A 24,693-nucleotide genomic window follows, 5' to 3' on the forward strand; every position below is an offset into this window, starting at 1 on the left:
CGCTGGATTCACCTTCATTGCGGAGGCTCTCGGTATTCCACATACGCGCGGCCACGCAGCTCCTTAGCCCAGTTGGCGTAGGCCTCGTCGAGCTTCTTCTCGCGCACCACGCTGCGCGCCATGTCGCGTTGCTCGCGCTGGGTGAGCTTGGCTTCGCGGCGCTCCAGCAGCTGAATCAGGTGCACCCCAAAGCGGGACACCACCGGCTCGCTGATATCCCCGGGCTTGAGGGTGTCCAGCGCCTGCTCGAACTCGGGCACATAGCGGCCGGGATTGGCCCAGCCCAGGTCGCCGCCCTCTTTGGAGCTGCCGTCTTGTGAGTGTTCGCGCGCCAGGGCTGCAAAGTCGGCCTGGCCCGCCTGCACACGGCGGCGGTACTCAGCCAGCCGCGCGGCGGCGGCGCTCTCGGAGAGCTGGGGGCCGGTGCGCAGCAGGATGTGGCGCGCATGGCTCTGAACCACGGTGGTCGGCACCCCCGCGTTGACCCGTTCCACGACCTTGAGCACGTGAAATCCGGCGGGCGAACGAACCGGGCCCACGATGGCCCCCACGGGCTGGCCCAGCGTGGAGTTCACAAACAGCTCAGGATATCGATCTGCGGGGCGCAGGCCGAGCAAGCCGCCGGCACGTGTTCCCTCGGGGGCATCGGAAAATTCGCGCGCAACAGCGGCAAAGTCTTCGCCCGCGCGCACCTTGTCTGCGGCCTGCTGCGCACGTGCCTTGCGTTCTGCCACCTGGGTGGGGGTGGCGTTTTCAGGCACCAGCACCAGCACATGGCCCAGGTTGATCTCCATCGATGCGATGTCGGTGCCTTTTTGCTCTTCGCGCAGGTATTGGTCGACATCCAGGTCGGACACCTTCACGCGGGATTCCACCTCGCGCTCACGCAGGCGCTGCAAAAGCAACTGGTTGCGCAGCTCTTCACGGAACCGCTCTTTGCTCATGCCGTCCTGGGCCAGGCGTTTGTAGAGGCCTTCCACCTCCATGTCGTTCTGGCGGGCCACGTTCTGCTCGGCCTGCGAGACGGCGTAGTCGTCCACCTTGATGCCCGATTCACGGGCCTGCTGCAGCTGCACTTTTTCAAGGATGACACGCTCAAGGACTTCGCGCGCAATCAGGTCGCGCGGCGGCATGGCACCACCCTGTTTGGCCAATTGGGCCTCGGCCCGTGCAAGGCGCGAGCGCACTTCGAAATTCGTCACGGGCTCGGAATTGACCACTGCCACGATGAAGTCGGCAGAGCGGGGCGCTGTGCTGACGGCACCCGCCGCAGGCAGGGTGATCGACGGGACAGTGGCCGGACGAGACAGCCCGGCGCCCTTGGCGGGCGATGTGCCAGCAGGGCGCAGGCCCTGCGCAAAAGCGCCTTGCGCGGCCACGGAGGCCAAGGTAGCAAGAACCAGGGCGATTGCACTGCGATTCATGGTGTGGAGCATGTTGAACACTAGTCGTAATTGCTGAAGCGGCTGGGTGCCGTGACCTGATCCCGAAGATTCTGGTAACGCGGGACGTTTTTCTTGAAGGTGTCGAGCGGGCTGGAGCCCAGGCTGAGGCGTGAGAAGCCCACGAATTCGATCTGGAACAGCAGGCGCGTGTTGGAAGTGGTCACGCTGCTTTGCAGACGCTCCAGCACGACACGGCCAATCCAGCAACAGCCGTCATATTCGAGGCCCACCACAGTGTCCACCAACTTGCGGTCCTTCAGGCTGTAGTTGAGCCGGCCCACGCTGTACCAGCGCCCGCCACCCTGGCCACGGCCAGCACCCAGGTCTTTTCCTTTGTCGCCCCACAGGTCGTTGAGCGGCCACTGCCAGCCGATATCGACCTGCTCGCTGGTGTCGCGCTGAAAGCGGTAGGCCGCACTCACGGTGTGGTAGTTGCTGGGGCTGTAGCGTGCAGCGATGGTCGAGCGGATGGAATCGCGCGTCTTGGGGTTGTATTGCACGGTGGAGTCAAAGCCCCACTGGGGTGTCCAGTTGATGCCCGCGCCAAACAACATGTCGGACAGGCGATCGCTCACGGGCGTGCCACCGGGCAGGGTCACGTTCTGGTCGGTAAAACGCAGGCGCTGCGCCATACCGAAGCGCACAGCCTCTGCACCCGTGTTCGGATCCAGCAGGCGGGTGGTCACACCCAGTGTGAGCAGGTTGTTGTCGGCCAGGCGGTCGTTGCCGCCAAACGCGTTTTCGGTATAGATGGTGGCAAAGTTGAAGTCGTTGGCCGCCGTGTCGTACACCGGCAGATAGCTCTGGTCGCGATAGGGGGTGTAGGTATAAAACGCCCGCGGCTCCAGCGTCTGCAAAAAGGCGCGCCCAAAAAACGAGGCCTCGCGCTCGAACACCAGCCCGCTGTCCAGGCTGAACGTGGGCAGGGCGCGGCTGGCCGAGCTTTGCCCGTTCTTCAAGGCCGAATCAAATTGGTACTGCGTGGCATGCAGCTGCAGGCGCGGCGTGATGAAGCCGCCGGGCGCCAGAAACGGCCGGCTGATCTGCGCCATGGCGTAGCTGCGGTCGGCATTGGGCTGCCCCGTGAGCGCGCGCGCGGCCTCAAAGCGTGTGGCGTCCAGCTCGACACTGGCATCCAGCCCACCCCCCAGCTGCGAAGGCACATAGCGCCAATTGAGTTGGGGCATGCGGTCGTAAGGGGGCACGATCGGCGATGACACGTCTTGCAGCGTTTGCCACTTGAGGGTGCGCACGGTGGCCGTCATGTCGTTGCCACCCCATGAAAGCGAGGCATCGTTGGGCAGCAGCCGCTGGCGCAGCGGCTCGGCCGCGCGGCCGAAATCGCGCCAGTAGTTGTCGTCGCTCACACGGTTGAGGTTGAGGTTGAGCCCCAGCGCGCCGATGTCGGTGCCAATGATGCCCTGGTGCTGACCGGAGAAGCTCCACCGCGAGCGATCGCGCAGGCGGTCGGCGAGCATGACATCGCCGCTGATTTTTCCGCTGTAGCTCGGTTCGAGGTAGCGGAACTCGCCGCCCAGATTGGCGCCCCGTTTGGTCATGAGCGCGGCGCGCAGCGTGGCATCTCGGTTGGGCGCGATGTTCCAGTAGTAGGGCTGTCCATAGGTCACGCCGTCGCGGCTGTCGATCCCGATGGTCGGGGGCAGCAGGCCGGACTTGCGCTTGTCGGAGAGCGGAAAGGTGATGTACGGGATGGGCAGCACGGAGATGCCCTTGAACTCCAGCACCGCACCCTCGGCCGTGCCCACCTGTTCTTCGTTGTCGATATGGATGGTGGACGCGCGCAGCACCCAGTCGGGCGTCCAGCTCGCTTCATCGCCACGTTCACAGGTGGTGTAGGTCGCGTTGTGCACCACGGCCCGGTCGCGGTCGACAAAATCGACGCGCGTGGCATCGCCGTGTGCCTGCGTAGCAAGAAAACGGTACTGCGCATCGCTGAAGAACCCTTCAAACGCATCCACCCGCAACTCCAGCGCCGTGCCCTCATATACATTGCCTGCGCGGTTGATACGCACCTTGCCACTGGCCTTGGCCAGATCCTCAGGCACGTTGTAGTCGAGCCGGTCGGCATGGATCACGGTGTCGCCACGGCGCAGCTCGGCATTGCCTTCGATGAGGGCATTCAGGTCGGTCTGGCCGCTGATGTGGTCGCCCTTGACGAACACCGGCAGCTGGGTGCGCACGGCATCCGGGATTTTCTCCTGCAGCAGGGGCGAGGTGCGCAGCGCGGGCGGGGCATCCCAGGCGCTCGGCGTGGGGTCTTGCGCCAGCGCGGCCACGGGCAAGCCACACCATGCCAACGCGACGCCATAGGCCAGCGCACGGGGCACGGGAGGCATCGCCGCGCGCAGGCGTGCGGCCTTTGCCGTGGCGGGCCAGGTGCGGGGGGAAGGGGTCTGCACGGTAGGGGGCTTGCAGCGTGGCACGTGGGGTGATGGGGACGGTGACAGGGGAAAGGCCCCGTTTCGGGTGATGTGGGAACACACCAGGAACGGGTTTGTAAAATCGGATTATCCATGAGCCACCCAATCCCACCATCTCCCCACCGCCCGGCCCCGGGCCACGCTGTGGCCACCCCCCCATCGGCACAAGTGGTCTGGGCTGATCCGGCACGCCACGCCGCCTTCGATGCGTGGCTCGCCCCCCTGGTGGCAGCCCACCAGCTTCGCCCCGAAACCCTGCGGCCCGCGTCGGCCGATGCGAGCTTTAGGCGCTACCTGCGCATCGACAGCATGCACGGGGCTGACGGAGCCAACGAGGGCCGTGGCGCCAGCTGCATCGTGATGGATGCACCCCCTGACAAGGAAAACTGCCAGCCGTTTGTGCATGTGCAGCAACTCATGGCCGCAGCAGGTTTGAATGTGCCGCAGATCCTGGCATGGGATGCGCCCGGTGGCTTCATGCTGCTGTCCGACCTGGGCCACCAGACGGTGATCGAGCGGCTGAACCCCGAAAAGCCCCAGGACGCCTACGCCTGGTACCAGCAGGCCACCGATGTGCTGCTGCAGTGGCAAAAGGCATCCACCCCCGGCGTGCTGCCCGCCTACGATGAGACCCTGCTGCGCCGCGAACTGGCGCTGTTCCCCGACTGGTACCTCGCCAAACACCGCGCCATCGCGCAGGACGACAAACAGCAGGCCACGCTGCAGGGCGCTTTTGATGCCATCGTGGCCCACAACCTGGCTGCGCCCCAGGTCTACGTGCACCGTGATTTCATGACGCGGAACCTGATGGCGCCGGTGCAGGACGGCGTGCCCCTGGGCGTGCTGGACTTCCAGGACGCCGTCTATGGCCCCATCACCTACGACATTGCCAGCCTGATGCGCGATGCCTTCATCAGCTGGGAGGAGGAATTTGTCATCGACATTACCGTGCGTTACTGGGAGAAGGCACGCAAGGCCGGGCTGCTGGGTGCCACCAGCGCCAGCGGCTGGGGCAACGACTTTGGCGAGTTCTACCGCAGCGTGGAATGGATGGGCCTGCAGCGCCACCTCAAGGTCGCGGGCATCTTTGCGCGCCTGACCCTGCGTGACGGCAAACCCAAGTACCTGGCGGACACGCCGCGCTTCATGGGCTACATCCGTGCCACCGCCAACCGCTATCGGCAACTGGGGCCGTTGCTCAAGATGCTCGACCAGATCGAGGGCACCGAGCCCGTCACCGGATTCGCTTATGGCCGGATGTAGGCGCTGAACGGCGCCCGCTTGCGCGCCACCGACGACATGAACAAAAACAGCCTCCAGCGCTTATCCTGCAAGCGCTATAAGCTATCAATTAAGTAGCAAATGCCTCGTTTCCATTGCCCGGCCCTCCTGGCCACCGGCGCTGAGTTGGACCTGCCCCCCGGCGCCGCCCGCCATGTGCAGGTGCTGCGCCTGCAGCCGGGCGACGGCATCACGCTCTTTCACGGCGGGCAGGCTGCGGGCGACCCCGGCGGCGAGTTCGATGCCACCGTGCTGCGCATGGGCCGCAGCGATGTGCGGGTGTTGGTGGGAGCCCACCACGCCGTTGAGCGCGAGGCCCCACGCGCCGTGCACCTGCTGGCCGGCATCACCGCCAACGAACGCATGGACTGGCTTGTGGAAAAGGCCACCGAGCTGGGCGTCGCCAGCATCACCCCCCTGGCGGCCGAGCGCAGCGTGCTCAAGCTCAAGGGCGACCGTGCTGAGAAGAAGATCGCCCACTGGCAGGCCGTGGCCGTGGCCGCCTGCGAGCAGTGCGGGCGCAACCGCGTGCCCGTCGTGCACGATGCGATAGATCTGGTGGGTTGGGCGCGCGCCCAGACAGCCCTCGCAGCCCAGGCGCCCACCCAAGGGCTGGGCCTGCGCCTGCTGCTGTCGCTGCGCGAGGGCACCGCGCCCCTTCGTACTGCGACGGCGGCGCAAGGGCCCGTGCTGTTCCTGTCTGGGCCCGAAGGCGGGCTCAGCAGTGCCGAGGAAGATATTGCGCTGCAACACGGTTTTGCCCCCGTCACACTGGGCCCGCGCGTGCTGCGCGCGGAGACGGCTCCGCTGGCGGCCCTGGCGGCACTTACCCTCTAAGAGCCTGTTCACGATCTCGCAGAAGCCGCGTTGGAGCGCAATCGGGATGAGTGGATGCTTCGGGTGCGCCGCATGGGCTGATGCCCATGCAAGCAGCCGGGGCGTCCAATCGCCCGATTTCGCTCCAACCCTTCGGGCAGCGGTCTTTGGGAGATCGTGAACAGGCTCGAATACGGAACACAGCGCGTGTCGGGTTGCCCGCGTGGAGTGCGCCGCCCTAAAATGGACTGACCCCAAATCCCTCGGCTTCCCTCGCTCCACGCGATTCCACCTTTTGGCAGGAGCCTCCACTTGCGCACGTTTTCTCGCTGGCAACGCCTCAAGGATGTGGTTCTCTCCACCGATCCCCGGCGGCGCACGCTGGTGGGGATGGCGTTGCTGGCCCTGCTGCTCATGGCGGGCAGTGCGGGCGTGATGTTGCTGGTGGCGCATGCCAGCGACACGGTGGACAAGACCGCCGTGCAGTGGTGGGCTGCACTGTCGGTGGGCGGACTGGTGGTGATGACGGCCTTCATCCGGTCCGGTGAGACCGCCCATCTGCGCGACCCCTCACTCACCATTCCCCAGATGGTCTGGACCATCACCAGCGGCGCAGTGGCCTATGTGCTGGCGGGGGATGCACGCGGGCTGGTGCCCAGCGTGCTGGCCATGATCCTGTTTTTTGGCACCTTCGGGCTCACGGTGGCCGAGGTGATCGGCATTGGCGTGTATGCACTGCTGGCGTTTGCCTGCGCCATTGGGATGAGTTCACGCTTCAGTGCCAACGCGTCGGGCTATCTCGACACCGCCTACGCACTGATGGTGCTCCTCGTGCTGAGCGGCTGTATGGCGCTGAACCTGCGCATCCAGCGCATCCGTACCAAGCTGCGGCAGCAGCGCGAGGCGCTGGCCCAGGCACTGGCAGTCAACCGCGAACTGGCCACACGGGATGAACTGACGGGCCTGCTCAACCGGCGCGCCATGCTCGAACTGATGGACATGGAGCACCGCCGCAGCCTGCGCAGCGGCCGCCCGATGCTGCTGGCGGAAATCGACATCGACCATTTCAAGCGCGTTAACGACACCCATGGCCATGCCACGGGCGACCGCGCGCTGCAGGCTTTCGCGGGCAACGTGCGCGCCAGCGTGCGCGACACCGACGTGCTGGCACGCTGGGGCGGTGAAGAGTTTGTGCTGATGCTGTCGGACACGCGCCCCGAGGACGCCCGCGAACTGCTCGAACGCGTTCGCCAATCGGTGGAAGCCATGACGATCCCCCACGCCACGGGCGTGCTGCGCATGACGGTGTCCATCGGCCTGGCGCTGCACCTGCCCGGCGATACGGTGGAGCACACGCTGGAGCGTGCAGACCAGGCACTCTACACCGCCAAGTCGCTCGGGCGCAACCGGGTGGTGGTGGCGCCTGCCAGCCACCGCCCGTCGCCAGGCTACGCCACTAACGCGCGGGCTTGATGGCGCCACAGTCGGCAGACAACCATTTGCCCGTCTGCGCCATGTCGATCTGCTCGGGCTTGCCGTTGGAGGTGGCCTTGACCTTGAAATTGCCTGCGTAAGCGGTGGGGCCCCTGAAGGTCATGGTGCCTTCACCTGAGGTGGGCGGCTGGCCCTGGTGCCCTTGGCAGCTGAAGGTCATTGCCACCGCGTTGGGGCCCGTTCGCTGCACCTTCTGCGTACAGCCTTCCTGCACAGGCAGGTGGTCCAGATCTGCTTGCGTTGCGCTGATGCAGACCTTCACCGTGTTGCCGTTCGGCCCCATGGTCACGCCCTGCTGGGCCAGCATCTGTTCCATCTGCTCACGCTGTGCGGGCGTCATGCTGGCCATGGACTTTTGCGCCTGCGCCATGGCGGCTTCCATCTGACCGCTCTGGCTTTTCATCACCACGCTGTGTTCCCACAGGCCGGGCCGTATCTTTTGGGGTTGTGCATGGGCCAGGCCCAAGGCGCCGGGCAACAGCACAGCGGCGGTCATGGCAGTGGCAAACATATTCATGGCGAGACGTTCCGGGAAAAGTAAAGAGCCCACAGTATCTCCAAGCCCGGCCGGTCTGCCAATCGCTCAGGCGCCCTGGGCTCCTATGGGCACCCATCAGGCACGCAGATGCGGCGGCGCACGCAGTTGTTCGGGCGTGGTGAACCAGGCGGCCGATGCCCCCAGCCCGGCCCGCGCCTGGGCCAGCTCGTGCCGCGCCACGGTGCGCAGGTGCACCTCGTCGGGCCCGTCCATCAGCCGCAGCGCGCGGCCCCAGGTCCAGAAGGCGGCCAGCGGCGTGTCGGGCGACAGGCCCATGGCACCAAAGATCTGCATGGCGCGGTCCACCACACGCTGTTGCAGGCGCGCGGCCACCACCTTGATGGCGGCGACCTGGGCACGAACCTGGCGGGCATCGGCAGCATCGCCCTGGTCCAGCAACCAGGCCGCATGCAGCACCAGCAAGCGCGCCTGGTCGATCTCGATGCGCGACTCGGCAATCCACTCCTGCACATTCGCCTGCTCGGCCAGCGGCTTGCCAAAGGCCGTGCGCTCCAGCGCGCGCTCGGTGGCCAGACGCAATGCCAGCTCGCACTGGCCAATGGTGCGCATGCAGTGGTGCACACGCCCCGGCCCCAGGCGCGCCTGCGCCATCGCAAAACCGGCGCCCCAGACGCCCAGCAGGTGGTCGGCGGGTACGCGCACGCCCTGCAGCAAGATCTCGCAATGCCCCTCGGGCGCATGGTGGTGCAGCACGCTGATGTTGCGCACGATCTGCACACCCGGTGCATCCACGGGCACCAGCACCATGCTGTGACTTTGGTGACTGTTGTGACTGTCATGGCTGCTGGTGCTGTCCGCGTCTGCATTGCGGCACAAGACGATAAGCAGACGGCACTGCGGGTGCGCCGCCCCGGTGATGAACCACTTGCGGCCGCTGAGCACCAGGTCGTCGCCCTCGCGCCGCACGGTGGTCTGCAGGTTGGTCGGGTCGGACGAGGCCACATCGGGCTCGCTCATCGCAAAGGCCGAACGCATGCGCCCCTCCAGCAGCGGCACCAGCCACTGCGCGCGCTGCGCGGGTGTGGCAAAACGGTGCAGCAGCTCGATGTTGCCGGTGTCGGGTGCGTGGCAGTTGAACACCTCGGCCGCCCAGGGCAGGCGGCCCATGTCCTCGGCCAACGGCGCGTAGTCAAGATTGGACAGCCGCGTGCCGGGCTCGTCATCGCGCAGCGTGGGCAAAAACAGGTTCCACAGCCCCTCCTCACGCGCCAGGGCCTTGAGGTCTTCCAGAAACGGCGGCGGGTAGTCGCCCGCCGCCACGGCCGCATGCCACGCGGCGTTGTAGGGCAGCAGGTAGCGGTCCATGAACGCCAAGAGGCGCTCACGCAGTTGCCGGGCCAGGAGGGAGGGTGCGAAGTCCATGGCGCCATTGTGAAAACGCCTGCAGGCCGCGTCACAACGTGCGCGACACCCCGCTTGATGTGTGTCATGACGTGCAGCAACAACGCTACCGCCCACCTGTGCGATTGCTGCAATTTTTATAGCTGCTTGCGCTTATAAAACAAGCGCTATAGGCCGTTTTTATTGTGCATGGTGGCCCGGCAGCGGTACCATCGCGCGATGAGCACGCACTACGAAACACTGACCTCCGCCAATACCTACCGCGAGGCTTTTGCGGTGGAACCACCCGCTGCCCTGGGCGAACGCCACCTGTGGCCCCGCAAGCCGGGCTTTTTCATCGTGCATGCGGCAACGGCATCCGCCATGGTGGCCCCTTCGTCTGCGATGCCGTCATCGGCTGAACAGTCGGCCCACACACCAACCACGCTACAGACCGAGCCCCTAGGTGTGAACCCCGAAGCCGCCAGCGAGCCCACCGCCCGCCCCGAACAGCAACGGGTGTTGGTGCCCGCGCAATGGGGCCTGGTGCCGCACTGGGTCAAGTCGGCATCCGACGCCAAGCTGCGCGCGCCCAAGCTGGTCAACGCCAAGTCCGACACCGCCTCCACCGGCACGGCGTTTCGCGACGCGTGGCTGAATGGCCAGCGCTGCATCGTGCCCATGGTGGCGTTCTATGAAGACGACCTGCGCAGCGGCAAGGCCGTGCCCACCCGCGTGGCGCGCGTGGACGGCAAGCCCATGGGCGTGGCGGGCCTGTGGGCGCGCTGGCAGGGCGCCGATGGCGAGGTGATCATCAGCTACTGCCTGCTCACAGTGAACGCCAACAACCACGCGCTGCTACACCGCTACGGCCAGCCGGGCAGCGAAAAAAGTATGCCCGCCATCCTGAACGAAGGCTCCTACGATGCGTGGCTGACGGCACGGCAAGAGAAGGCCAAGGAGTTCATGCGGCAGTACGCGGCCCAGTGGCTCACGGCCAACCCGGTGGAGAAAAAGGCAGACAAGGTGCCCAAGGGCTTGCTGGGCTGACGCCGCCCCGCTTGGGGATCCGGCAAGGTGGAATGCATGACGCGGTTCCCTTCACCCTGCGCCGGCCTGCCGTGAGCCTGCTGCACGGTCGAAGGCTCGGCAGGCGTCGCCAAAACGGGTGCATGCCGCCATCCCGCCGAATCGATAGGCACAGCCCCTCAGCCGCCGTTGCCGGCCTGCGGCGCTCCCGCCCAGCCGGCGCCCACAGCCTGGTACAGGGCGGCACTGCTCTGCAGGCGCTGCGCCTGGGCCGCCACCAGATCGACGCGGATCTGCTGCGCCTGCTGCTGGGCACTGAGCAACTGCAGGTAGCTGGCAGAACCCAGTGCGTATTGCCGCTGCATGGACTGCAGGCTGCCCTGCGCGGCGGCATCGGCACCGGCCTGCGCGGCCAGCGCATGGGCGTCGTTGTCGAGCGCGCGCAGCGCATCGGCCACGCTGCGCAAGGCTTCCAGCACCACGCCCTGGTAGTTGGCGGCGGCGGCGTCCAGTGCAGCCAAAGCCGCGCGCTTTTCGGCCGGCAGCGCGGGGTTGAACAGCGGCTGCGTGATCTGGCCGATCAGGCTCCACACGGCGGCACCACCGCCCAGCAAGGCACCCGTGGTCAGCGCCTGCGAGCCCAGGCTGGCACTGAGGTTGACTTGCGGGTACAGGCGCGAGACAGCCACGCCGTAGTCCGCGTTGGCCGCATGCAGTAGCGCCTGCGCGCCTTGGATGTCGGGGCGCTGGCGCGCCCACTCCGACGGAATGACCTGCGGCAGCTCGGCCGGCAGCGTGAAATCGTGCAGAGTGAACGTGGGCAGCCCCTGCGCCGTGGGCTCGCGCCCGGCCAGCGTGGCCAGCAGGTGGCTACTTTGCTGGTGTTGCTGGCGCAGCAGCGGCACGCTGGCGCGCGTTTGCTCCACCTGCACCTGCAGCGCCAGCACCTCGCTGTGTGCGGCCTGGCCCAGGCGCAGGCGCTCGCCGGCCAGGTGCAGTTGCTCCTCCTGCAGGTGCACGATGGCCTGCAGCGCCTCGATCTGCGCCGCCAACCGCGCCTGCGTGAAGGCGGCGCCGACAATGCTGGCCGCCAAGTTCAACCGCGCGCCTTCGAGCTGGTAGCGCCGGTAATCGGTGCGGGCGCCCAGGGCCTCCAGGGCGCGCTGGTTGCCGCCCGCCAGGTCGAGCGTGTAGCGCACGCCAATGCTGGCGCTGTATTGGCTGAAGCTGCGCCCTTCGCCCGCTAGGCCCTGCGCGCTGGGCGAAATGCGCTGGCGCTGGCTGCCCGCGCTGGCATCGACGCGGGGCAGTTGCATGGCGCCGGCCTGCGCCGCCTGCATTTCCTGCGCCTGGCGCAGCGTGGCCTCGGCGGCGGCGAGCGTGGGGCTGGCCACCAGTGCTTCATCGACCAGCGCGTCCAGCGCGGGCGCGCCGAACCGGGTCCACCACGGTGCGGCCAGATCCACACCGGCCGTCAAGTGTTGTGCCCCGCCCAGCGCGGTGACTGCCGAGGCGGTGGACAGCGGCGCCGCTGCCAGCACGGTAGCGCTTGCGGGTGTTGCCAACGGCCGGAAATCGGGCCCGGCAGTGCAGCCCGCCAACAGCGCCAGGCCTGCGGCAGCGGCCAGCGCAGCCCGGGTGCGGGCGGTGCCCGCAGAGGTTTTGAAGGAGTTCATGGCGCTTCTCTGGAGTTCAACCCGCTGATGGCGCCGCAGTGCGCGGCAGCACGCGCCAGGCAAAGGTTGCCATGGCCGTCCACACCAGCGTGCGCAGCGCCAATGTCAGCACGGTGCGCTGCTCGTAGGCACCACCGCCCAGCACATGCACGCCAAAGGCGACAAAAACGCACGCCGTCGCCGCCGCGATGCCAAGCGCCAGCCAGGCCGCCCAGCGCTGGTGGCACCACAGTCCCACGCCCGCCACCCCATAGGCAAAGCCGGCCAGAAAGTTGAACCAGAGCACAAACGGCACGTAGGCACCGGCCGCGGCGCGCGCGGCGCCGTCGACAAACAACACCAAGCCGCCTTCCTTGAGGGTCACCAGGCCAAAGGCCACGGCCACCGCTGATACGGCCCGGACCCAGCCGCTGTGCTGCGTGTTCTTTGCCATGGCGTCTCCTTGTAGGGGTTATGCAAGACTGCGGCCTTCGCCCGCTTCCTCGTGCGTTACGCCATCGCGGATGTGATAAATCCGCCGGAAGGTGGGAATGATTTTTTCGTCGTGCGTGACCACGATGACGGCGGTTTCGAACCGGCGCGCCATGTCGTTGAGGATGCGGATCACGGCCAGGGCGCGTGCGCTGTCCAGGGGCGCGGTGGGCTCGTCGGCCAGGATGACGGGCGGGCGGTTGACCAGGCCGCGGGCAATCGAGATGCGCTGCTGCTCGCCGCCCGAGAGCTGGGCCGGCATGGCGCGCGCGCGGTGCTGCACGTCGAGCGCGGTGAGCAATTCGAGCGCCCGGGCGCGGGCCTGGGCGTTGGGCACGCCGGCCAGCATGGGCAGCAAGGCAACGTTGTCGGTGGCATCCAGGAAAGGGATCAGGTAGGGCGCCTGAAAGACGAAGCCGATCTTGTCGCGCCGCAGCGCGCGCAGGTCGCGCACCTGCCAGCCGTTGTCGTAGATCACCTCGTCGCCCAGCACCATGCGCCCGGCAGTGGGGTCGATGACGGCGCCCAGGCATTTGAGCAGCGTGCTCTTGCCCGAGCCCGAGGGCCCCACCAGCCCGACCACTTCGCCGGGGCCAACCTGCAGGTTGACGTCTTTGAGGGCGTGCACGGCGGTGTCGCCCTTGCCATAGCTTTTGCTGAGGCCTTCCACGCGGATTCCTTTGGCGGTCATGGCATCACCCTCTTATCACCCTATGGCCTGCGCCGGGTCCACCCGCAGCGCCATGCGAATGGCGACCACGCTGGCGATCACGCAAATGCCCAGCATAGCGAAGAAGCCGGCCACCGAATCCATGGGCATGAGCAGCACATATTTGGGAAAGAAGGGCGCAGCAAACGTGGCCGAGATCTTGCCCACCACGAAGCCGATCACCCCCAGCGCCAGCGCCTGCTGCAGGATCATGGCGGCGATGGTGCGGTTGCGCGTGCCAATGAGCTTGAGCACGGCGATCTCGCGGATCTTGTCCATCGTGAGCGAATAGATGATGAAGGCCACGATGGCGGCGCTGACCACGGCCAGGATGGCCAGGAACATGCCGATCTGCCGCGCCGACGTGGCAATCAGCTTGCTGACCAGGATTTCCTCCATCTGCGGGCGCGTGTAGGCCGTCAGGCGCTTCCAGCGCTGGATGGCCTCGGCCACCTCGCGCGGGGCGGCGCCGGGCTGCACGGTCACCAGCACGGCGTTCACGAAGGCATTGGTGCTTTGCGAGGCGATCACGGCATCGAGCAGGCCCGGCACCGCGGGGCGGTTGAAGGCCGGGTTGGCCTCGGTGCGGCGGCGGCTGTGCCAGATGGCGTCGTTGTCTTTGAGGAACTGCGCCTCTTGCGCGTCCTTGAGCGGTATGAACACCATCGGGTCGCCACTGGAAGACACCATGCGCCGCGTCAACCCGACCACGGTGTAGTGGTTGCGCCGCACCGTCAGGCGCTCGCCCAGCTGAAAACCTGCGGCCACGTCGGCCACGGCTTCGTAGTGGCCGCGCGTGACCTGGCGCCCATCCACCAGGTGCGGCGGCCAGCCCGGCGTAACGCCCGCCGGGCCCGGCGCAATGCCCACCACCATGGCGCGCACATCGCTGCTGCCCTTGCGCACCTGCGTGGTCAGGTAGGTGACGTTGGCGGCCTGGGCCACGCCGGGCATCGCCAGGATGCCGCGGTACAGGTCGTCCTGCAGGCTGGACGATTCGGCATACGGCCCGAGCGTGTCTTTCTGCACCACCCAGATGTCGGCGCGGCTGTTGTCGAGCAGCGCCATTCCGTCGTCCACCATGCCCCGGTACACCCCGGCCATGGTCAGCGTCACGCCGATCAGCAAGCCCAGGCCCACGCCGGTGAAGACAAACTTGCCCCAGGCATGCAGGATGTCACGGCCGGACAGGCTGATCATGGCCCGCCCTTGGTGGCACCTTTGGCTATGCGCTCCACCACCCGGATGCGGCTGCGCGCGGTCAGGGGTTTTTCGCTGTAGACGACCACCTGGTCGCCCTCGTCCAGCCCCTGCAGCACCTGCACATGGCCGTCGAGACCGGCGCTGCCCAATTGCACCGGCGCGAATTGCAGCTTGTCATCAGCCCAGCGCCACACGCCGGTCTGGCCGCCCGCGCGCTGCACGGCGGCATTGGGCAGCACGGGTTGCGCCGCCAGCGCAGGCAGGTCGATGGTCACTTCGGCCAGTTCACCGAGCGGCGGCAGGGGCGAGGGCAAGGCCTCGAACACCACCTTGGCCAGCGTTTCCTCGGTCACGGCGTCGGCCAGCGGCTCGACGCGCAGCACGCGCCCCGCCAGCGCCTGGCCCACGCGCGAGCGCAGCACCACATGTGCCGGCAGGCCGGCCTTCAGGCCATGCGCGTTGATCTGGTCCAGGCGCACGTTGATCCACAGGCTGGCCGGGTCCACCACCTCCACCACCGTCTGGCCCGCCACCACGGTGGTGCCGGGGTCGGCAAAGCGCAGCGTCACCAGGCCAGCGGCGGGCGCTACCAAGCGCAGATGGCGCTGCTGCGTGCCGATGGCAGCGCGCTCGGCACGCACGCGCACCGCCTCGGCCTGCGCGGCGGCCACGCCGGCATCGGCCACCTGCAACTCCTGCTGCTTGGCGGCGGCCAGCTCTTCGCTGGTCGAGCGCACGGCAAGCAGTTGTGCATACCGCGTGGCCTGCACCTGCGCATGGGCCTGCCGCGCCTGTGCCTCGCGCAAGCTGGCTTGCACGCGCTGCAGCGCGGCGTCCTGGGCCTGCAAACGGTCTTGCAGATCGACCGCATCCATCTCGCCCAGCACCTGGCCGGCCTGAACATGGTCGCCAACGTCCACATCCAGCCGCTGGATGCGCCCGGCCACCGTGGGGCCTATTTTGGTGGTGGTGCGGGCGCCGATGGTGCCCACGCCAAACAGCGCCGGCGTGAGGGCCCTGCGCTCAACCTTGGCCAGCGTGACCGCCACCGGCGCCAGCGGGCCCGAACGCAGCACCACATAGACGAACAGCGCCAGCATGGGCACCACCACGGCCAGCAATGCCAGCGTGCGGCCTTGCAAGGGAAATTTTTTCATCGCCGGGCCACCCCAGGATGAAACACGGCCCCCTTGAGGGACGGCGACCACACGAAGTGGTGAGCATGGGTGGCATTCTTCATGGGGTGCTTTCATCGGCGGGCGCAATGCCGCGCTGGTAGATGGCAAAAACCCGGGTGGCATCGCTGCGCATGCGCTGCATGTCGCCGGTGATCAGCGACTGCATCACCAGGCCCTGGACGGTGCCGATGAACAGCGTGGCTGCCGCCGGCACATCCAGCCCCGCATGTACCTCGCCCTGCGCCTGGCCTTGCGCAATGAGGCCTTGCAAGCGCTTGCCATAACTGGTGATGAGCGTCTGCACCATCTGCTTGGGGAGCGTATCGCCCGCGCGCTGCAGCTCGCTGAAGATGATGCGCGGCACGCCCGGGTGCTCGGCCACGAAGGCAACATGCGCCATGAACATGGCCCTGAGCGCCGCCAGGGGCGAGGCCACACCGTCGGCCGCGCGGTCGATGCGCGCCAGCAGCTGCGCGGCCACCCAGTCCATCACCGCCTGCAGGATGGCGTCCTTGTTCGGAAAGTGCCGAAACAACGCGCCCTGCGTGAGGTGCATGTGCTGGGCAATGGCCGAGGTGGTGATCTCGCTCGGGTTCTGCGTGGCTGCCAGCGCCACCACGGCCTCGACGGTGACGGCACGGCGTTCGTCGGCAGGCAGGTGTTTGGGCGGAACGGCCTCGGTGGCGGTGTTTTTCATCATGAAAGTGAGTAACTTATTACTATCTTATCGCCGTTTTCCAGCCTTGGATACTAGGAAGAAACAGAAGGGCTTTCGCACGCCCGTAGCCGGCCTTGTCGGCCGGGCCTGCAGACCCATCCGGCCGGGCGGAGGGTCAACAGTTCACGCGGTTTTGACCGCATGCGCTTACCCTATGGACATCCAATGCTATGAATAGTGAAGCACCCAAAGTGCCTCAACGGCTCTGTTGCGCGGCAAGCACTGCGCCAGTGCCCATCGCCCTGGCGATCTGCTCGTGTCTTCATGCGATGCGCGCACCACCAAAGCCGTCACGGTGTGCAGGGCTGCACAGGCTTTCCCGGGCCGGGCTCAGGATGGCCGCTTCATCTGACAGGACGTGGGCTGGGCACTGATGTAAGAGTCCCAGACCACTTCGGAACGGAAGCCGTAGCCGGTTTTCTCGGCGTCGTACTTCACGCCCTTGCTGCCCTGCTTGGCCCAGATGCCCAGGTACAGCGGCGCTTCGAGCTGGTGGTCGGTCTTGCGCATGCGCACGTCGCCCATGGGGCTCTTGTAGGTCATGCCTTCCAGGGCCAGGGCGACCTTCTTGGCGTCGGTGGACTGGGCCTTGCGCATGGCCTCGCGCAGCATGTGCACGCTGTTCCAATGGGCGGCAAACACAAAGTCGTCGCCCGTCTTTTTCTTGTAGTCCACGTAGATCTTTTCCAGCTCGGGGGTGGGCGCGTTGTGCACCCAGTTCCAGATCACGCCCACCTTGCCGTCGCCCCAAGCGCCGATCTGCGCGGGGGTGCCGGGGTTGTTGGCATTCAACGTGAAGTAGTTGATGTTGAGCCCGTAGTCGCGGGACGACTTGAACAGCAGCGTCAGGTCGCTGCCCCAGTTGGAGGTGATGACGGTGTCTGCCTTGGTCGCGGCGATCTTGGCCACGTACGAGGCAAAGTCGCGCGTCTGGGCGATGGGGATGAAGTCGTCGCCCACGATCTCGATGTCAGGCCGCTTGCGGGCCAGGTATTCCTTGGCGGCCTTGGAGACCTGGCGGCCGTGGGTGTAGTCCTGGTTGATCAGGTACACGCGCTTCACATCCTTGCGGCCTTGCAGGTAGGTGGTCAGCGCCTCCATCTTCATCTCGCTCGACGGATAGAAACGAAAGTGCCAGAAGCTGCAGCGCTCGTTGGTGAGCTGCGGGTCCATGGCGGCGTAGTTCAGGTACACGGTGGCGCGCTCGGGGTCGCGCTCGGCGAGCTTGTTGAGCGCATCCACCAGCGCCAGCGCCACGCCCGAACCGCCCCCCTGGGTGATGTAGCGCACGCCGCGGTCGGTGGCGGCCTTGAGCGCATTCAGGCTCTCCTGCGGTGTGCCCTTGTTGTCAAAGTCCACCACCTCGAACCTGGGCTCGTTGGGCCCGGCCTTGGCGTTGACCTGTGCCACCACCTCGCGCAACTGGTTGAGCGAGCTTTGCCCGGTAAGGGCGAACGGGCCGGACAGCAGGTCGATGAAGCCGATCTTCACCGTCTCGGCCGCGCCAGCGTGCGCCGCCATCACCAGCGCGGCAGCGCAGGCACCGGCTTTCAACCATTGGCGGGGCCATTTCCTGGGAACCAAATTCATGTCTGTCTCCGTGGGGTGAGTGAGTGGGAAAGAAAGGAAAGCCGAAAGCCGTCAACGCGTGGCTGCGTCACTCGCCGCCGAACACCGCGCCATGGCGTTGCCGCAGCTCGTTTTTCTGGACCTTGCCGGTGCCGCCCAGCGGCAGGCTTTCGACAAACAGCACTTCGTCGGGCAGCCACCACTTGGCCACGCGCTCTGCGAGGAAGTCCAGAATCTGCGCCTTGTCGAGCGACTGGCCGGGCTTGCGCACGACGAAGAGCAGCGGGCGTTCGTCCCACTTGGGGTGCTTGACGCCGATGACGGCGGCCATGGTCACCGCCGGGTGGGCCACGGCGGCGTTCTCCAGGTCGATGGAGCTGATCCACTCGCCGCCCGACTTGATCACGTCCTTGGTGCGGTCACGGATCTGCATCACGCCCTGCGGATTGATAGTGGCGATGTCGCCCGTGGGGAACCAGCCATCGGCCAGCGCCGAGCGCTCGGCCTTGTGGTAGCGGCCCACAATCCACTGGCCGCGCACCATCAGCTCGCCCTGCGTCTTGCCATCACGCGGCAAGGTGGCGCCGTTTTCATCCACCAGCTTGATTTCGATGCCGAACACCGACTTGCCCTGCTTGGCGACCAGCGCGTGGCGGTCCTCGGGCGACAGCTCGGCATCGGCTGCCGACAGCGTGCTCATGGTGGCAATGGCCGTGGTCTCGGTCATGCCCCAGCCGTGGCGCACCTCCACGCCAAACTGGTCGTTGAACTTGGCAATCAGCGCCTTGGGCATGGCCGAGCCGCCCACGCCCGTGCGCCGCATGGTGCTAAAGCGCAGCTGGTGCTGCTCCACATGCTGGATCAGGCCCATCCAGATCGTGGGCACGCCCGCACTGACGGTGACGCGCTCGGTCTCCATCAGCTCGTACAGGCTGGCGGCGTCCAGGCGCGGCCCCGGCAGCACGAGCTTGGCCCCGCCAATCAGGGCCGCATAGGGCAAGCACCAGGCGTTGATGTGGAACATGGGCACCACGGGCAGGATGGTCTCCTGCGCGCTGATGCTGAGCACGCCCGGCATGCAGGCCGACAGGGCACTGAGCACCAGCGCCCGGTGCGAATACAACACGCCCTTGGGGTTGCCGGTGGTGCCCGAGGTGTAGCACAGCGCTGCGCCCGTCTTTTCGTCGCATTCGGGCCACGCAAAGGTGTCGCTCTGGCGGGCCACCAGCGTCTCATAGGCCTCGACCCCAGGCACCCCTTGCAGGTCGACGGCGCCCAGCGCTTCGGCATCACACAGCGCCACCCAGTGCCGCACGCGGGGGCACGACGCCGCAATGGCGCGCACCAGCGGGGCAAAGGTGGTGTCGAACAGCACCACCTCGTCGTCGGCATGGTTGACGATGTAGGCCAGCTGCTCGGGGTGCAGGCGCGGATTGCAGGTGTGCATGACCATGCCGCTGCCCGACACGGCGTAGTACGCCTCCAGGTGGCGGTGGTTGTTCCAGGCCAGCGACCCCACCACGCTGCCGGGGCGCAGCCCCAGCGCCTGCAGTGCGTTGGCGAGCTGCCGGGCGCGCCGGGCCATGTCGGCAAAGCGGTAGCGGTGCAGGCTGCCATCGGTGTCGCGCGAGACGATCTGCTGGTCGCCGTATTGGTTCTCACCGTGCTCGAGGATGGCCGAAACCAGTAACGGCCGATCCATCATGCTGCCGGGCTGCTGCATTGCTGTTGTCTCCTTGTGGTGTGCGCGGTGCTGCATCGCGGCATTTGTCGGGTGCCGGTGCAGGGCCCTCTATGCCGGGGCTTGCGCATCGTCGCAAACAACGCGGGGCGCGCTTGTCTTCTGCGCGACTGGGGTGCGCGAAGCCCCCGGCGGTGCGCGGTGGCCTGCGCGGAATGACCGGAACGCCGCGTTGACGCAGAGCCTGCGGCCTTGGCGCGCTAAAAACCGAGCGCTGCGAAGAGCGCGTCCATGCGCGCCTGCACGGCAGCCTCCGTGGCCATGGGGCGGCCCCACTCCCGCTGCGTTTCCCCCGGCCATTTGTTCGTGGCATCCATCCCCATCTTGCTGCCCAGGCCGCTCACGGGCGAGGCGAAGTCGAGGTAGTCGATGGGCGTGTTCTCCACCATCATGGTGTCGCGCACCGGGTCCATGCGGGTGGTGATGGCCCAGATGACTTCCTTCCAGTCGCGCACGTCCACGTCGTCGTCGACCACCACGATGAACTTGGTGTACATGAACTGGCGCAGGTGGCTCCACACGCCCATCATCACGCGCCGGGCGTGGCCCGCGTAGGCCTTGCGGATGCTGACCACCGCCATGCGGTAACTGCAGCCTTCGGGGGGCAGGTAGAAGTCCACGATCTCGGGGAACTGCTTTTGCAAGAGCGGAATGAACAGCTCGTTCATCGCCAGGCCCAGCACGGCGGGCTCGTCGGGCGGCTTGCCGGTGTAGGTGCTGTGGTAGATCGCGTCCCGGCGCTGCGTGATGCGGTCGATGGTGAACACGGGGAACTCGGCGCATTCGTTGTAATAGCCGGTGTGGTCGCCGTAGGGCCCTTCCAGCGCGTGCTGCCAGCCGCTCGGGTGGCTCGCATCGGGCTGGATATGGCCTTCGAGCACGATCTCGGCGGTGGCGGGCACTTGCAGCGGCACGCCCAAGGCCGCCACCACTTCGGTACGCGCGCCGCGCAGCAGGCCGGCAAACTGGTATTCGCTCAACGCATCGGGCACGGGCGTGACGGCGCCTAGCAGCGTGGCAGGGTCGGCCCCCAGCGCCACGGCCACGGGGTAGGGCTGACCGGGGTGAGCCGCGCAGTGGTCGGCAAAGTCCAGCGCGCCGCCGCGGTGGGCCAGCCAGCGCACGATGACCTGGTTGCGCGAGAGCACCTGCTGGCGGTAGATGCCCAGGTTTTGCCGCGCCTTGCGCGGGCCGCGCGTGATGGTCAGGCCCCAGGTGATGAGCGGGGCCACATCGCCCGGCCAGCAGTGCTGCACGGGCAGGCGGGCCAGGTCGACATCCGGGCCTTCCCACACCTCTTGCTGGCAAGGCGCGTTGCGGCCGACGGTGTGCGGGGCCATGTTCCACAAGGTCTTGAGCAACTGGCCCATGCCCAGCATGTCTTTGAAGCCTTTGGGGGCCTCGGGCTCCTTCAGCGTGGCCAGCAGCTCGCCCAGGGCGCGCACGCCGCGCAGGTCGGGCACGCCCATGGCGCGGGCCACGCGGGCTGTCGTGCCAAACAGGTTGGTGAGCACGGGCATGGAGTGGCCCGTGGGCTGCTCGAACAGCAGCGCGGAGCCGCCCGCGCGCAGCACGCGGTCGCTCAGCGCGGTCATCTCCAGGTGGGGCGATACGGGCTCCGCCACGCGGCGCAGGTCGCCCGTGGCTTCGAGCTGGGCCATGAAGTCGCGCAGGTCGCTATAGGCCATGTCAGGTCCAGAATTTGAATGAAATTGGCCTATAGCGCTTATCCATCAAGCGCTATCAGCTATCAATTAAGGAGCATCCTGCGCCAGCCCTTGCCAGCGCGGCGCCAGGTCGTGGGGCACGTCGATGAGGTCGAGCGCGCGTGCCACGCTGTAGTCCACCACTTCGCCCACCGTTTGCGGGCGCAGGTAGAAGGCGGGCAGCGGCGGGCAGATGATGCCGCCCATCTCGGTCACGGCCACCATGTTGCGCAGGTGCGTAAGGTGCAGCGGCGATTCGCGCACCATCAGCACCAGGCGGCGGCGTTCCTTGAGGGCCACGTCGGCCGCGCGCGTGAGCAGGTTGTCGGCCAGGCCGTGCGCAATGGCGGCCAGCGTGCGCATGGAACACGGCGCCACCACCATCGCGTGGCACTGGAACGAACCGCTCGCAATGGCCGCGCCCACGTTGTGCACGTCGTGCACGCGGTGCGCCAGGGCCTCGACGGCGGGGCGGTCCATGTCCAGCTCGTGCTGCAGGTTGCGCCAGCCCGCGTCCGAGACGACCAGGTGCGTCTCGATACCGCTCTGGCCCTGCAGCACCTGCAGCAGGCGCGCGCCATACACGGCGCCGCTGGCGCCCGAGATGGCCACGATGACGCGGCGCAGGTGGGTGGCATCAGCCATGCGAGGGCTCCACGGCGGCGGGCCGCAGCGCCGGGTGTTGCAGTGGCTCGGCCTGCTGGTCGGCCTCGACCTGCTCCAGCACCAGCGCGGCCTGCACCGGGTCGAAGTCTTCGTGCGCGCGCTTTTTAACGCCGTATTGCTGCAGCTGGTAATGCCGGTCAGCAGCGATACCGTGGCGCGCCAGCGTGCTTTTGACGCACACCAGCGGGCAGCCATCGAGCGCGATGATGGGCCGGCCCGAGCGCACGGTTTTCATGAGGTGCGGCACGTCGCCACCCACACCGGCGATGCACGACATCTCGGCCACGCCGCGCCGGTCGAGCTGCAGCGCCACGTGGTTGGCCAGCTGCGCGGCGCTGGAGCAGCCCGAGCACGAGTAAACGAGAGGATGGTGGGGGGGGCGCGAATCGGTGGTCATGGGCTCATCCTGCGGACCGGCGTGTGGACTCCATGCGCTGTTTAAGACGGGCCAGCACCTGGCGGGGCGTCCACTGGCGCGGGTCCAGCACGGGCAATTCAATGGCGTCCAGGGCGTTCTTCACCACCAGGCCCAGCTCGGTGTCGCCCTGCATCGACAGGCGGCGGCTGAAGAACAGCGTGTCGGGGTCTTGCTGGCGCTGGGCCAGCAGCAAAAAGTCATGGGCGGTGGCGCTCAGCGTGACATCGGCCACGGCCGGTGCAACCAGCGGGGCATGGGGCGCAAACCGCTCGCCCGTCCAGGCAAAGTCGAACGCCACGCGCGCATCGCGCACCTGCACGCGCATCTTCTTGTGCAGCAACAGGCGGCCCACGTCAGCGGGCAGGTGCCGCGCCAGCGCCAGGTTGAGCGCTGTCACCAACAGCAGCGAGCCAGGGTAGGCCGGCAGGCGCGACAGCAACGCCCCCACAGGGCCCGGCACCACCAGCAGATCCGAGGAAGACGAAGAAGGCAGAAGATTCATGGTGGAGCACTCAGAGCACGAAAAAGAACACGGTGAAAAAGTGGCAGATGCTGCCGCCCAGCACAAACAGGTGCCACAGCCCATGGCCGTGGCGCACCCGGTGGTCCGTGGCATAGAACCCGATGCCCAGCGTGTAGCAGGCACCGCCCGCCAGCAACCAGGCAAAACCAGTGGGGGTGAGCGCATGCCACAGCGGCACCACGGCCACCAGCGCCAGCCAGCCCATCAGCATGTAGATCACGAGCGACAGCACACGCGCCCCGCGCGCCCACCAGAACTCTTGCGCAATGCCCAGCAGCGCCAGGCCCCACACGACCCCCAGCAGCGACCAGCCCCACGGCCCGCGCAGCGACACCAGCGCAAACGGCGTGTAGCTGCCCGCAATCAGCAGATAAATGCTGCAATGGTCGATCTTGCGCAGCACCGCCTTGGGCTTGCGGCCACGCACGCTGTGGTACGCGGTGGACGCCCCGTACAGCACCACCAGCATGGCGCCATACACACTGAAAGCCACCACCTTCCACGGGTCGCCCAAGCGCGCGGCCAGGGTCACCAGCACCGCCGTACCCGCCGCAGCCAGCAGCACACCCAGCAGGTGGCTGATGCTGTTGAAGCGTTCTCCGGGGTACATGGGGGGGCGTTCTTCGTGGCCGGTCAGGCGTGGGCCGTGATGGCGCGAGCGTGCTCCTGCTCGCTCGCCTGGTCAAGGCCTGGGCGGCCAAACCAGTAGCCGTCACACGGCGCGTCTGGCATCAGGGGCACCATGCGCGCCACAAAATCGGTGCGCACGGCCTGTGCATCAGAGGCGGTCACCGCGTCGCGGCGGGCCTCGTCAAACCGGGCAATGATGTCCTCCATGTGCTGGGCCTGGGGGCTCAGGCGCAACACATCCACTCCCAACGCACGCATCGTGGGCAGTTCGTTGGCCAGGTTGTATACACGGGCCGACTGGGTCTGCGTGCCGTTGAGCACCAGGAAACCCTCGCTCTCGCGCGTGCGCAGCGGCAGACCATCGGCGTGGTCGAGGCAACTGAACTGGCAGTCATCCTTGGGCAGGTTGCGGTGGCGCGCCGTGAAGCAGCGGGCCGAATACGCCAGCGGCATGCGCCCATAGGCAAACACTTCGGTCTCCAGGCCTTCGGGGCGCTGCGCCAGGATGGCGGACAGTGCGTCGTGCGCCATCTCCAGCGGCATGACCCAGCGGCTCGCGCCCAGTTGCGCCAGCCACTGCAGCGAGTGGGCGTTGTACAGGTTCAGGTGCGGGCCAGCCACAAAACGGGCCGGGCCTGCGGGTTGACCGTCTGGCGTGCGGGTGAGGCAATGGACGGCGCCCATGTCATTGGCTTCAACCAAAAATTCGCCATTGGCCGTGATCTTGTGCAACACGCCCACGTCCGAGCCGGATTCGATGAGCACCTGTGTGGACAACACGGCCTGCTTGCCCGCGTCCTGCAGCATGCGGGCAATGTCCAGCCAGTCGGCCAGGCGCAGCTCATGGCGGCGCGAGCACACGGTCTCGCCCAGATACACCACGTCGAGCGGCGTGCGGGCCATGGCCTCGTAGAAGGCGAACACCGTGTCGCGGGGCCAGTAATACAGCAGCGGGCCAAGAGAGAGTTTCATGGGGTGGTGTTTGGGTTTTTTTCGTGGAATCCAGACGCTAGTAGCGGCTCACAGACCTCAGCGAAGCGGTTCTGGCTAGGCGCTGCGTCGCAGGCAGTACGGCCAGTACGACAAGACGCGGCAACGAC

Annotated in this window: 22 protein-coding genes; 4 read left to right on the forward strand and 18 right to left on the reverse strand. The window is 67.0% G+C overall.

Annotated elements, in window-relative coordinates:
• Positions 1-14 precede the first annotated feature (14 nt).
• Together KI609_RS22610 and KI609_RS22615 are read right to left on the reverse strand one after the other, a co-directional pair.
• Positions 15-1,424 (reverse strand): peptidylprolyl isomerase, encoded by a 1,410-nt coding sequence (locus tag KI609_RS22610; protein ID WP_226445762.1) that lies wholly within the window; start codon positions 1,422-1,424, stop codon positions 15-17.
• A 20-nt stretch (positions 1,425-1,444) separates the two neighbouring features.
• Positions 1,445-3,802, reverse strand: coding sequence for an LPS-assembly protein LptD (locus KI609_RS22615; protein ID WP_226450580.1), 2,358 nt, complete (start codon positions 3,800-3,802; stop codon positions 1,445-1,447).
• Positions 3,803-3,979: 177 nt separating this feature from the next.
• Between KI609_RS22615 and KI609_RS22620 the strand changes: the two genes are divergently transcribed.
• The 3 genes from KI609_RS22620 (at position 3,980) to KI609_RS22630 (ending at position 7,456) form a co-directional block, all read left to right on the forward strand.
• Positions 3,980-5,149, forward strand: a complete 1,170-nt coding sequence (locus tag KI609_RS22620) for an aminoglycoside phosphotransferase family protein (RefSeq protein ID WP_226445763.1) — start codon at positions 3,980-3,982, stop codon at positions 5,147-5,149.
• Positions 5,150-5,248: 99 nt separating this feature from the next.
• A complete protein-coding gene (locus KI609_RS22625; RefSeq protein ID WP_226445764.1) occupies positions 5,249-6,004 on the forward strand; it encodes a 16S rRNA (uracil(1498)-N(3))-methyltransferase in 756 nt (251 codons plus the stop codon).
• A 291-nt stretch (positions 6,005-6,295) separates the two neighbouring features.
• On the forward strand, positions 6,296-7,456 hold the full coding sequence (locus tag KI609_RS22630) for a GGDEF domain-containing protein (protein ID WP_226445765.1): 1,161 nt from the start codon (positions 6,296-6,298) through the stop codon (positions 7,454-7,456).
• Here KI609_RS22630 and KI609_RS22635 read toward each other — a convergent pair.
• Entirely contained in the window at positions 7,440-7,994 is a 555-nt protein-coding gene (locus KI609_RS22635; RefSeq protein WP_226445766.1) for a DUF3617 domain-containing protein, read from the reverse strand. The two genes, KI609_RS22630 and KI609_RS22635, sit on opposite strands and share 17 nt — an antisense overlap.
• Before the next feature lie 96 nt (positions 7,995-8,090).
• The gene (locus KI609_RS22640) at positions 8,091-9,398 is read right to left on the reverse strand and encodes an acyl-CoA dehydrogenase family protein (protein WP_226445767.1); all 1,308 of its coding nucleotides are present in this window, start codon (positions 9,396-9,398) and stop codon (positions 8,091-8,093) included.
• Between the two features lie 198 nt (positions 9,399-9,596).
• On the opposite strand from KI609_RS22640, the gene KI609_RS22645 reads away from it, so the two are divergent.
• Complete coding sequence (locus KI609_RS22645; RefSeq protein ID WP_226445768.1) at positions 9,597-10,406, forward strand: SOS response-associated peptidase; 810 nt, start codon at positions 9,597-9,599, stop codon at positions 10,404-10,406.
• Positions 10,407-10,564: 158 nt separating this feature from the next.
• On the opposite strand, the gene KI609_RS22650 is transcribed toward KI609_RS22645, so the two are convergent.
• The 14 genes from KI609_RS22650 to KI609_RS22715 form a co-directional block, all read right to left on the reverse strand.
• Positions 10,565-12,061, reverse strand: coding sequence for an efflux transporter outer membrane subunit (locus KI609_RS22650; protein WP_226445769.1), 1,497 nt, complete (start codon positions 12,059-12,061; stop codon positions 10,565-10,567).
• A gap of 16 nt (positions 12,062-12,077) precedes the next feature.
• Complete coding sequence (locus KI609_RS22655; RefSeq protein WP_226445770.1) at positions 12,078-12,494, reverse strand: hypothetical protein; 417 nt, start codon at positions 12,492-12,494, stop codon at positions 12,078-12,080.
• A gap of 18 nt (positions 12,495-12,512) precedes the next feature.
• Complete coding sequence (locus tag KI609_RS22660) at positions 12,513-13,223, reverse strand: ABC transporter ATP-binding protein (protein WP_226445771.1); 711 nt, start codon at positions 13,221-13,223, stop codon at positions 12,513-12,515.
• A 15-nt stretch (positions 13,224-13,238) separates the two neighbouring features.
• Entirely contained in the window at positions 13,239-14,441 is a 1,203-nt protein-coding gene (locus KI609_RS22665) for an ABC transporter permease (protein ID WP_226445772.1), read from the reverse strand.
• A complete protein-coding gene (locus tag KI609_RS22670) occupies positions 14,438-15,601 on the reverse strand; it encodes an efflux RND transporter periplasmic adaptor subunit (RefSeq protein ID WP_226445773.1) in 1,164 nt (387 codons plus the stop codon). The genes KI609_RS22665 and KI609_RS22670 overlap by 4 nt, the downstream gene beginning before the upstream one ends.
• A 79-nt stretch (positions 15,602-15,680) precedes the next feature.
• Positions 15,681-16,322: a TetR/AcrR family transcriptional regulator gene (locus tag KI609_RS22675; RefSeq protein ID WP_226445774.1), complete on the reverse strand. Its 642-nt coding sequence runs from the start codon at positions 16,320-16,322 to the stop codon at positions 15,681-15,683.
• A gap of 348 nt (positions 16,323-16,670) precedes the next feature.
• Positions 16,671-17,930, reverse strand: a complete 1,260-nt coding sequence (locus KI609_RS22680; protein WP_226445775.1) for a branched-chain amino acid ABC transporter substrate-binding protein — start codon at positions 17,928-17,930, stop codon at positions 16,671-16,673.
• A gap of 67 nt (positions 17,931-17,997) precedes the next feature.
• Positions 17,998-19,632 carry a long-chain-fatty-acid--CoA ligase gene (locus tag KI609_RS22685; RefSeq protein ID WP_226445776.1) on the reverse strand — a complete coding sequence of 545 codons (1,635 nt, stop codon included), beginning with the start codon at positions 19,630-19,632 and terminating at the stop codon, positions 17,998-18,000.
• Positions 19,633-19,850: 218 nt separating this feature from the next.
• Complete coding sequence (gene ubiD / locus KI609_RS22690; protein WP_226445777.1) at positions 19,851-21,338, reverse strand: 4-hydroxy-3-polyprenylbenzoate decarboxylase; 1,488 nt, start codon at positions 21,336-21,338, stop codon at positions 19,851-19,853.
• Between the two features lie 66 nt (positions 21,339-21,404).
• On the reverse strand, positions 21,405-22,001 hold the full coding sequence (locus KI609_RS22695) for a UbiX family flavin prenyltransferase (protein WP_319003119.1): 597 nt from the start codon (positions 21,999-22,001) through the stop codon (positions 21,405-21,407).
• Positions 21,994-22,419, reverse strand: a complete 426-nt coding sequence (locus KI609_RS22700) for a putative zinc-binding protein (protein WP_226445778.1) — start codon at positions 22,417-22,419, stop codon at positions 21,994-21,996. Before KI609_RS22700 ends, KI609_RS22695 begins: the two co-directional genes overlap by 8 nt.
• 4 nt (positions 22,420-22,423) lie before the next feature.
• On the reverse strand, positions 22,424-22,942 hold the full coding sequence (gene ubiT, locus KI609_RS22705) for a ubiquinone anaerobic biosynthesis accessory factor UbiT (protein ID WP_226445779.1): 519 nt from the start codon (positions 22,940-22,942) through the stop codon (positions 22,424-22,426).
• A 10-nt stretch (positions 22,943-22,952) separates the two neighbouring features.
• A complete protein-coding gene (gene trhA, locus KI609_RS22710; protein ID WP_226445780.1) occupies positions 22,953-23,573 on the reverse strand; it encodes a PAQR family membrane homeostasis protein TrhA in 621 nt (206 codons plus the stop codon).
• 23 nt (positions 23,574-23,596) lie between these two features.
• Positions 23,597-24,565 (reverse strand): U32 family peptidase, encoded by a 969-nt coding sequence (locus KI609_RS22715; protein WP_226445781.1) that lies wholly within the window; start codon positions 24,563-24,565, stop codon positions 23,597-23,599.
• Positions 24,566-24,693 lie beyond the last annotated feature (128 nt).

Origin of the sequence: Acidovorax radicis (assembly GCF_020510705.1) — a bacterium.
Classification (GTDB): Bacteria; Pseudomonadota; Gammaproteobacteria; order Burkholderiales; family Burkholderiaceae_C; genus Acidovorax; species Acidovorax radicis_A.

Bases quoted from the DNA above. Each gene is read 5' to 3' on its own strand.
- KI609_RS22680 (WP_226445775.1), bottom strand. From the start codon at position 17,930: ATGAATTTGGTTCCCAGGAAATGGCCCCGCCAATGGTTGAAAGCCGGT.
- KI609_RS22670 (WP_226445773.1), bottom strand. From the start codon at position 15,601: ATGAAAAAATTTCCCTTGCAAGGCCGCACGCTGGCATTGCTGGCCGTG.
- KI609_RS22650 (WP_226445769.1), bottom strand. From the start codon at position 12,061: ATGAACTCCTTCAAAACCTCTGCGGGCACCGCCCGCACCCGGGCTGCG.
- KI609_RS22700 (WP_226445778.1), bottom strand. From the start codon at position 22,419: ATGACCACCGATTCGCGCCCCCCCCACCATCCTCTCGTTTACTCGTGC.
- KI609_RS22665 (WP_226445772.1), bottom strand. From the start codon at position 14,441: ATGATCAGCCTGTCCGGCCGTGACATCCTGCATGCCTGGGGCAAGTTT.
- ubiT (WP_226445779.1), bottom strand. From the start codon at position 22,942: ATGAATCTTCTGCCTTCTTCGTCTTCCTCGGATCTGCTGGTGGTGCCG.
- KI609_RS22635 (WP_226445766.1), bottom strand. From the start codon at position 7,994: ATGAATATGTTTGCCACTGCCATGACCGCCGCTGTGCTGTTGCCCGGC.
- KI609_RS22685 (WP_226445776.1), bottom strand. From the start codon at position 19,632: ATGCAGCAGCCCGGCAGCATGATGGATCGGCCGTTACTGGTTTCGGCC.
- KI609_RS22615 (WP_226450580.1), bottom strand. From the start codon at position 3,802: ATGCCTCCCGTGCCCCGTGCGCTGGCCTATGGCGTCGCGTTGGCATGG.
- KI609_RS22695 (WP_319003119.1), bottom strand. From the start codon at position 22,001: ATGGCTGATGCCACCCACCTGCGCCGCGTCATCGTGGCCATCTCGGGC.
- KI609_RS22610 (WP_226445762.1), bottom strand. From the start codon at position 1,424: ATGAATCGCAGTGCAATCGCCCTGGTTCTTGCTACCTTGGCCTCCGTG.
- KI609_RS22655 (WP_226445770.1), bottom strand. From the start codon at position 12,494: ATGGCAAAGAACACGCAGCACAGCGGCTGGGTCCGGGCCGTATCAGCG.
- KI609_RS22625 (WP_226445764.1), top strand. From the start codon at position 5,249: ATGCCTCGTTTCCATTGCCCGGCCCTCCTGGCCACCGGCGCTGAGTTG.
- ubiD (WP_226445777.1), bottom strand. From the start codon at position 21,338: ATGGCCTATAGCGACCTGCGCGACTTCATGGCCCAGCTCGAAGCCACG.
- KI609_RS22715 (WP_226445781.1), bottom strand. From the start codon at position 24,565: ATGAAACTCTCTCTTGGCCCGCTGCTGTATTACTGGCCCCGCGACACG.
- KI609_RS22675 (WP_226445774.1), bottom strand. From the start codon at position 16,322: ATGATGAAAAACACCGCCACCGAGGCCGTTCCGCCCAAACACCTGCCT.
- KI609_RS22660 (WP_226445771.1), bottom strand. From the start codon at position 13,223: ATGACCGCCAAAGGAATCCGCGTGGAAGGCCTCAGCAAAAGCTATGGC.
- KI609_RS22620 (WP_226445763.1), top strand. From the start codon at position 3,980: ATGAGCCACCCAATCCCACCATCTCCCCACCGCCCGGCCCCGGGCCAC.
- KI609_RS22645 (WP_226445768.1), top strand. From the start codon at position 9,597: ATGAGCACGCACTACGAAACACTGACCTCCGCCAATACCTACCGCGAG.
- trhA (WP_226445780.1), bottom strand. From the start codon at position 23,573: ATGTACCCCGGAGAACGCTTCAACAGCATCAGCCACCTGCTGGGTGTG.
- KI609_RS22640 (WP_226445767.1), bottom strand. From the start codon at position 9,398: ATGGACTTCGCACCCTCCCTCCTGGCCCGGCAACTGCGTGAGCGCCTC.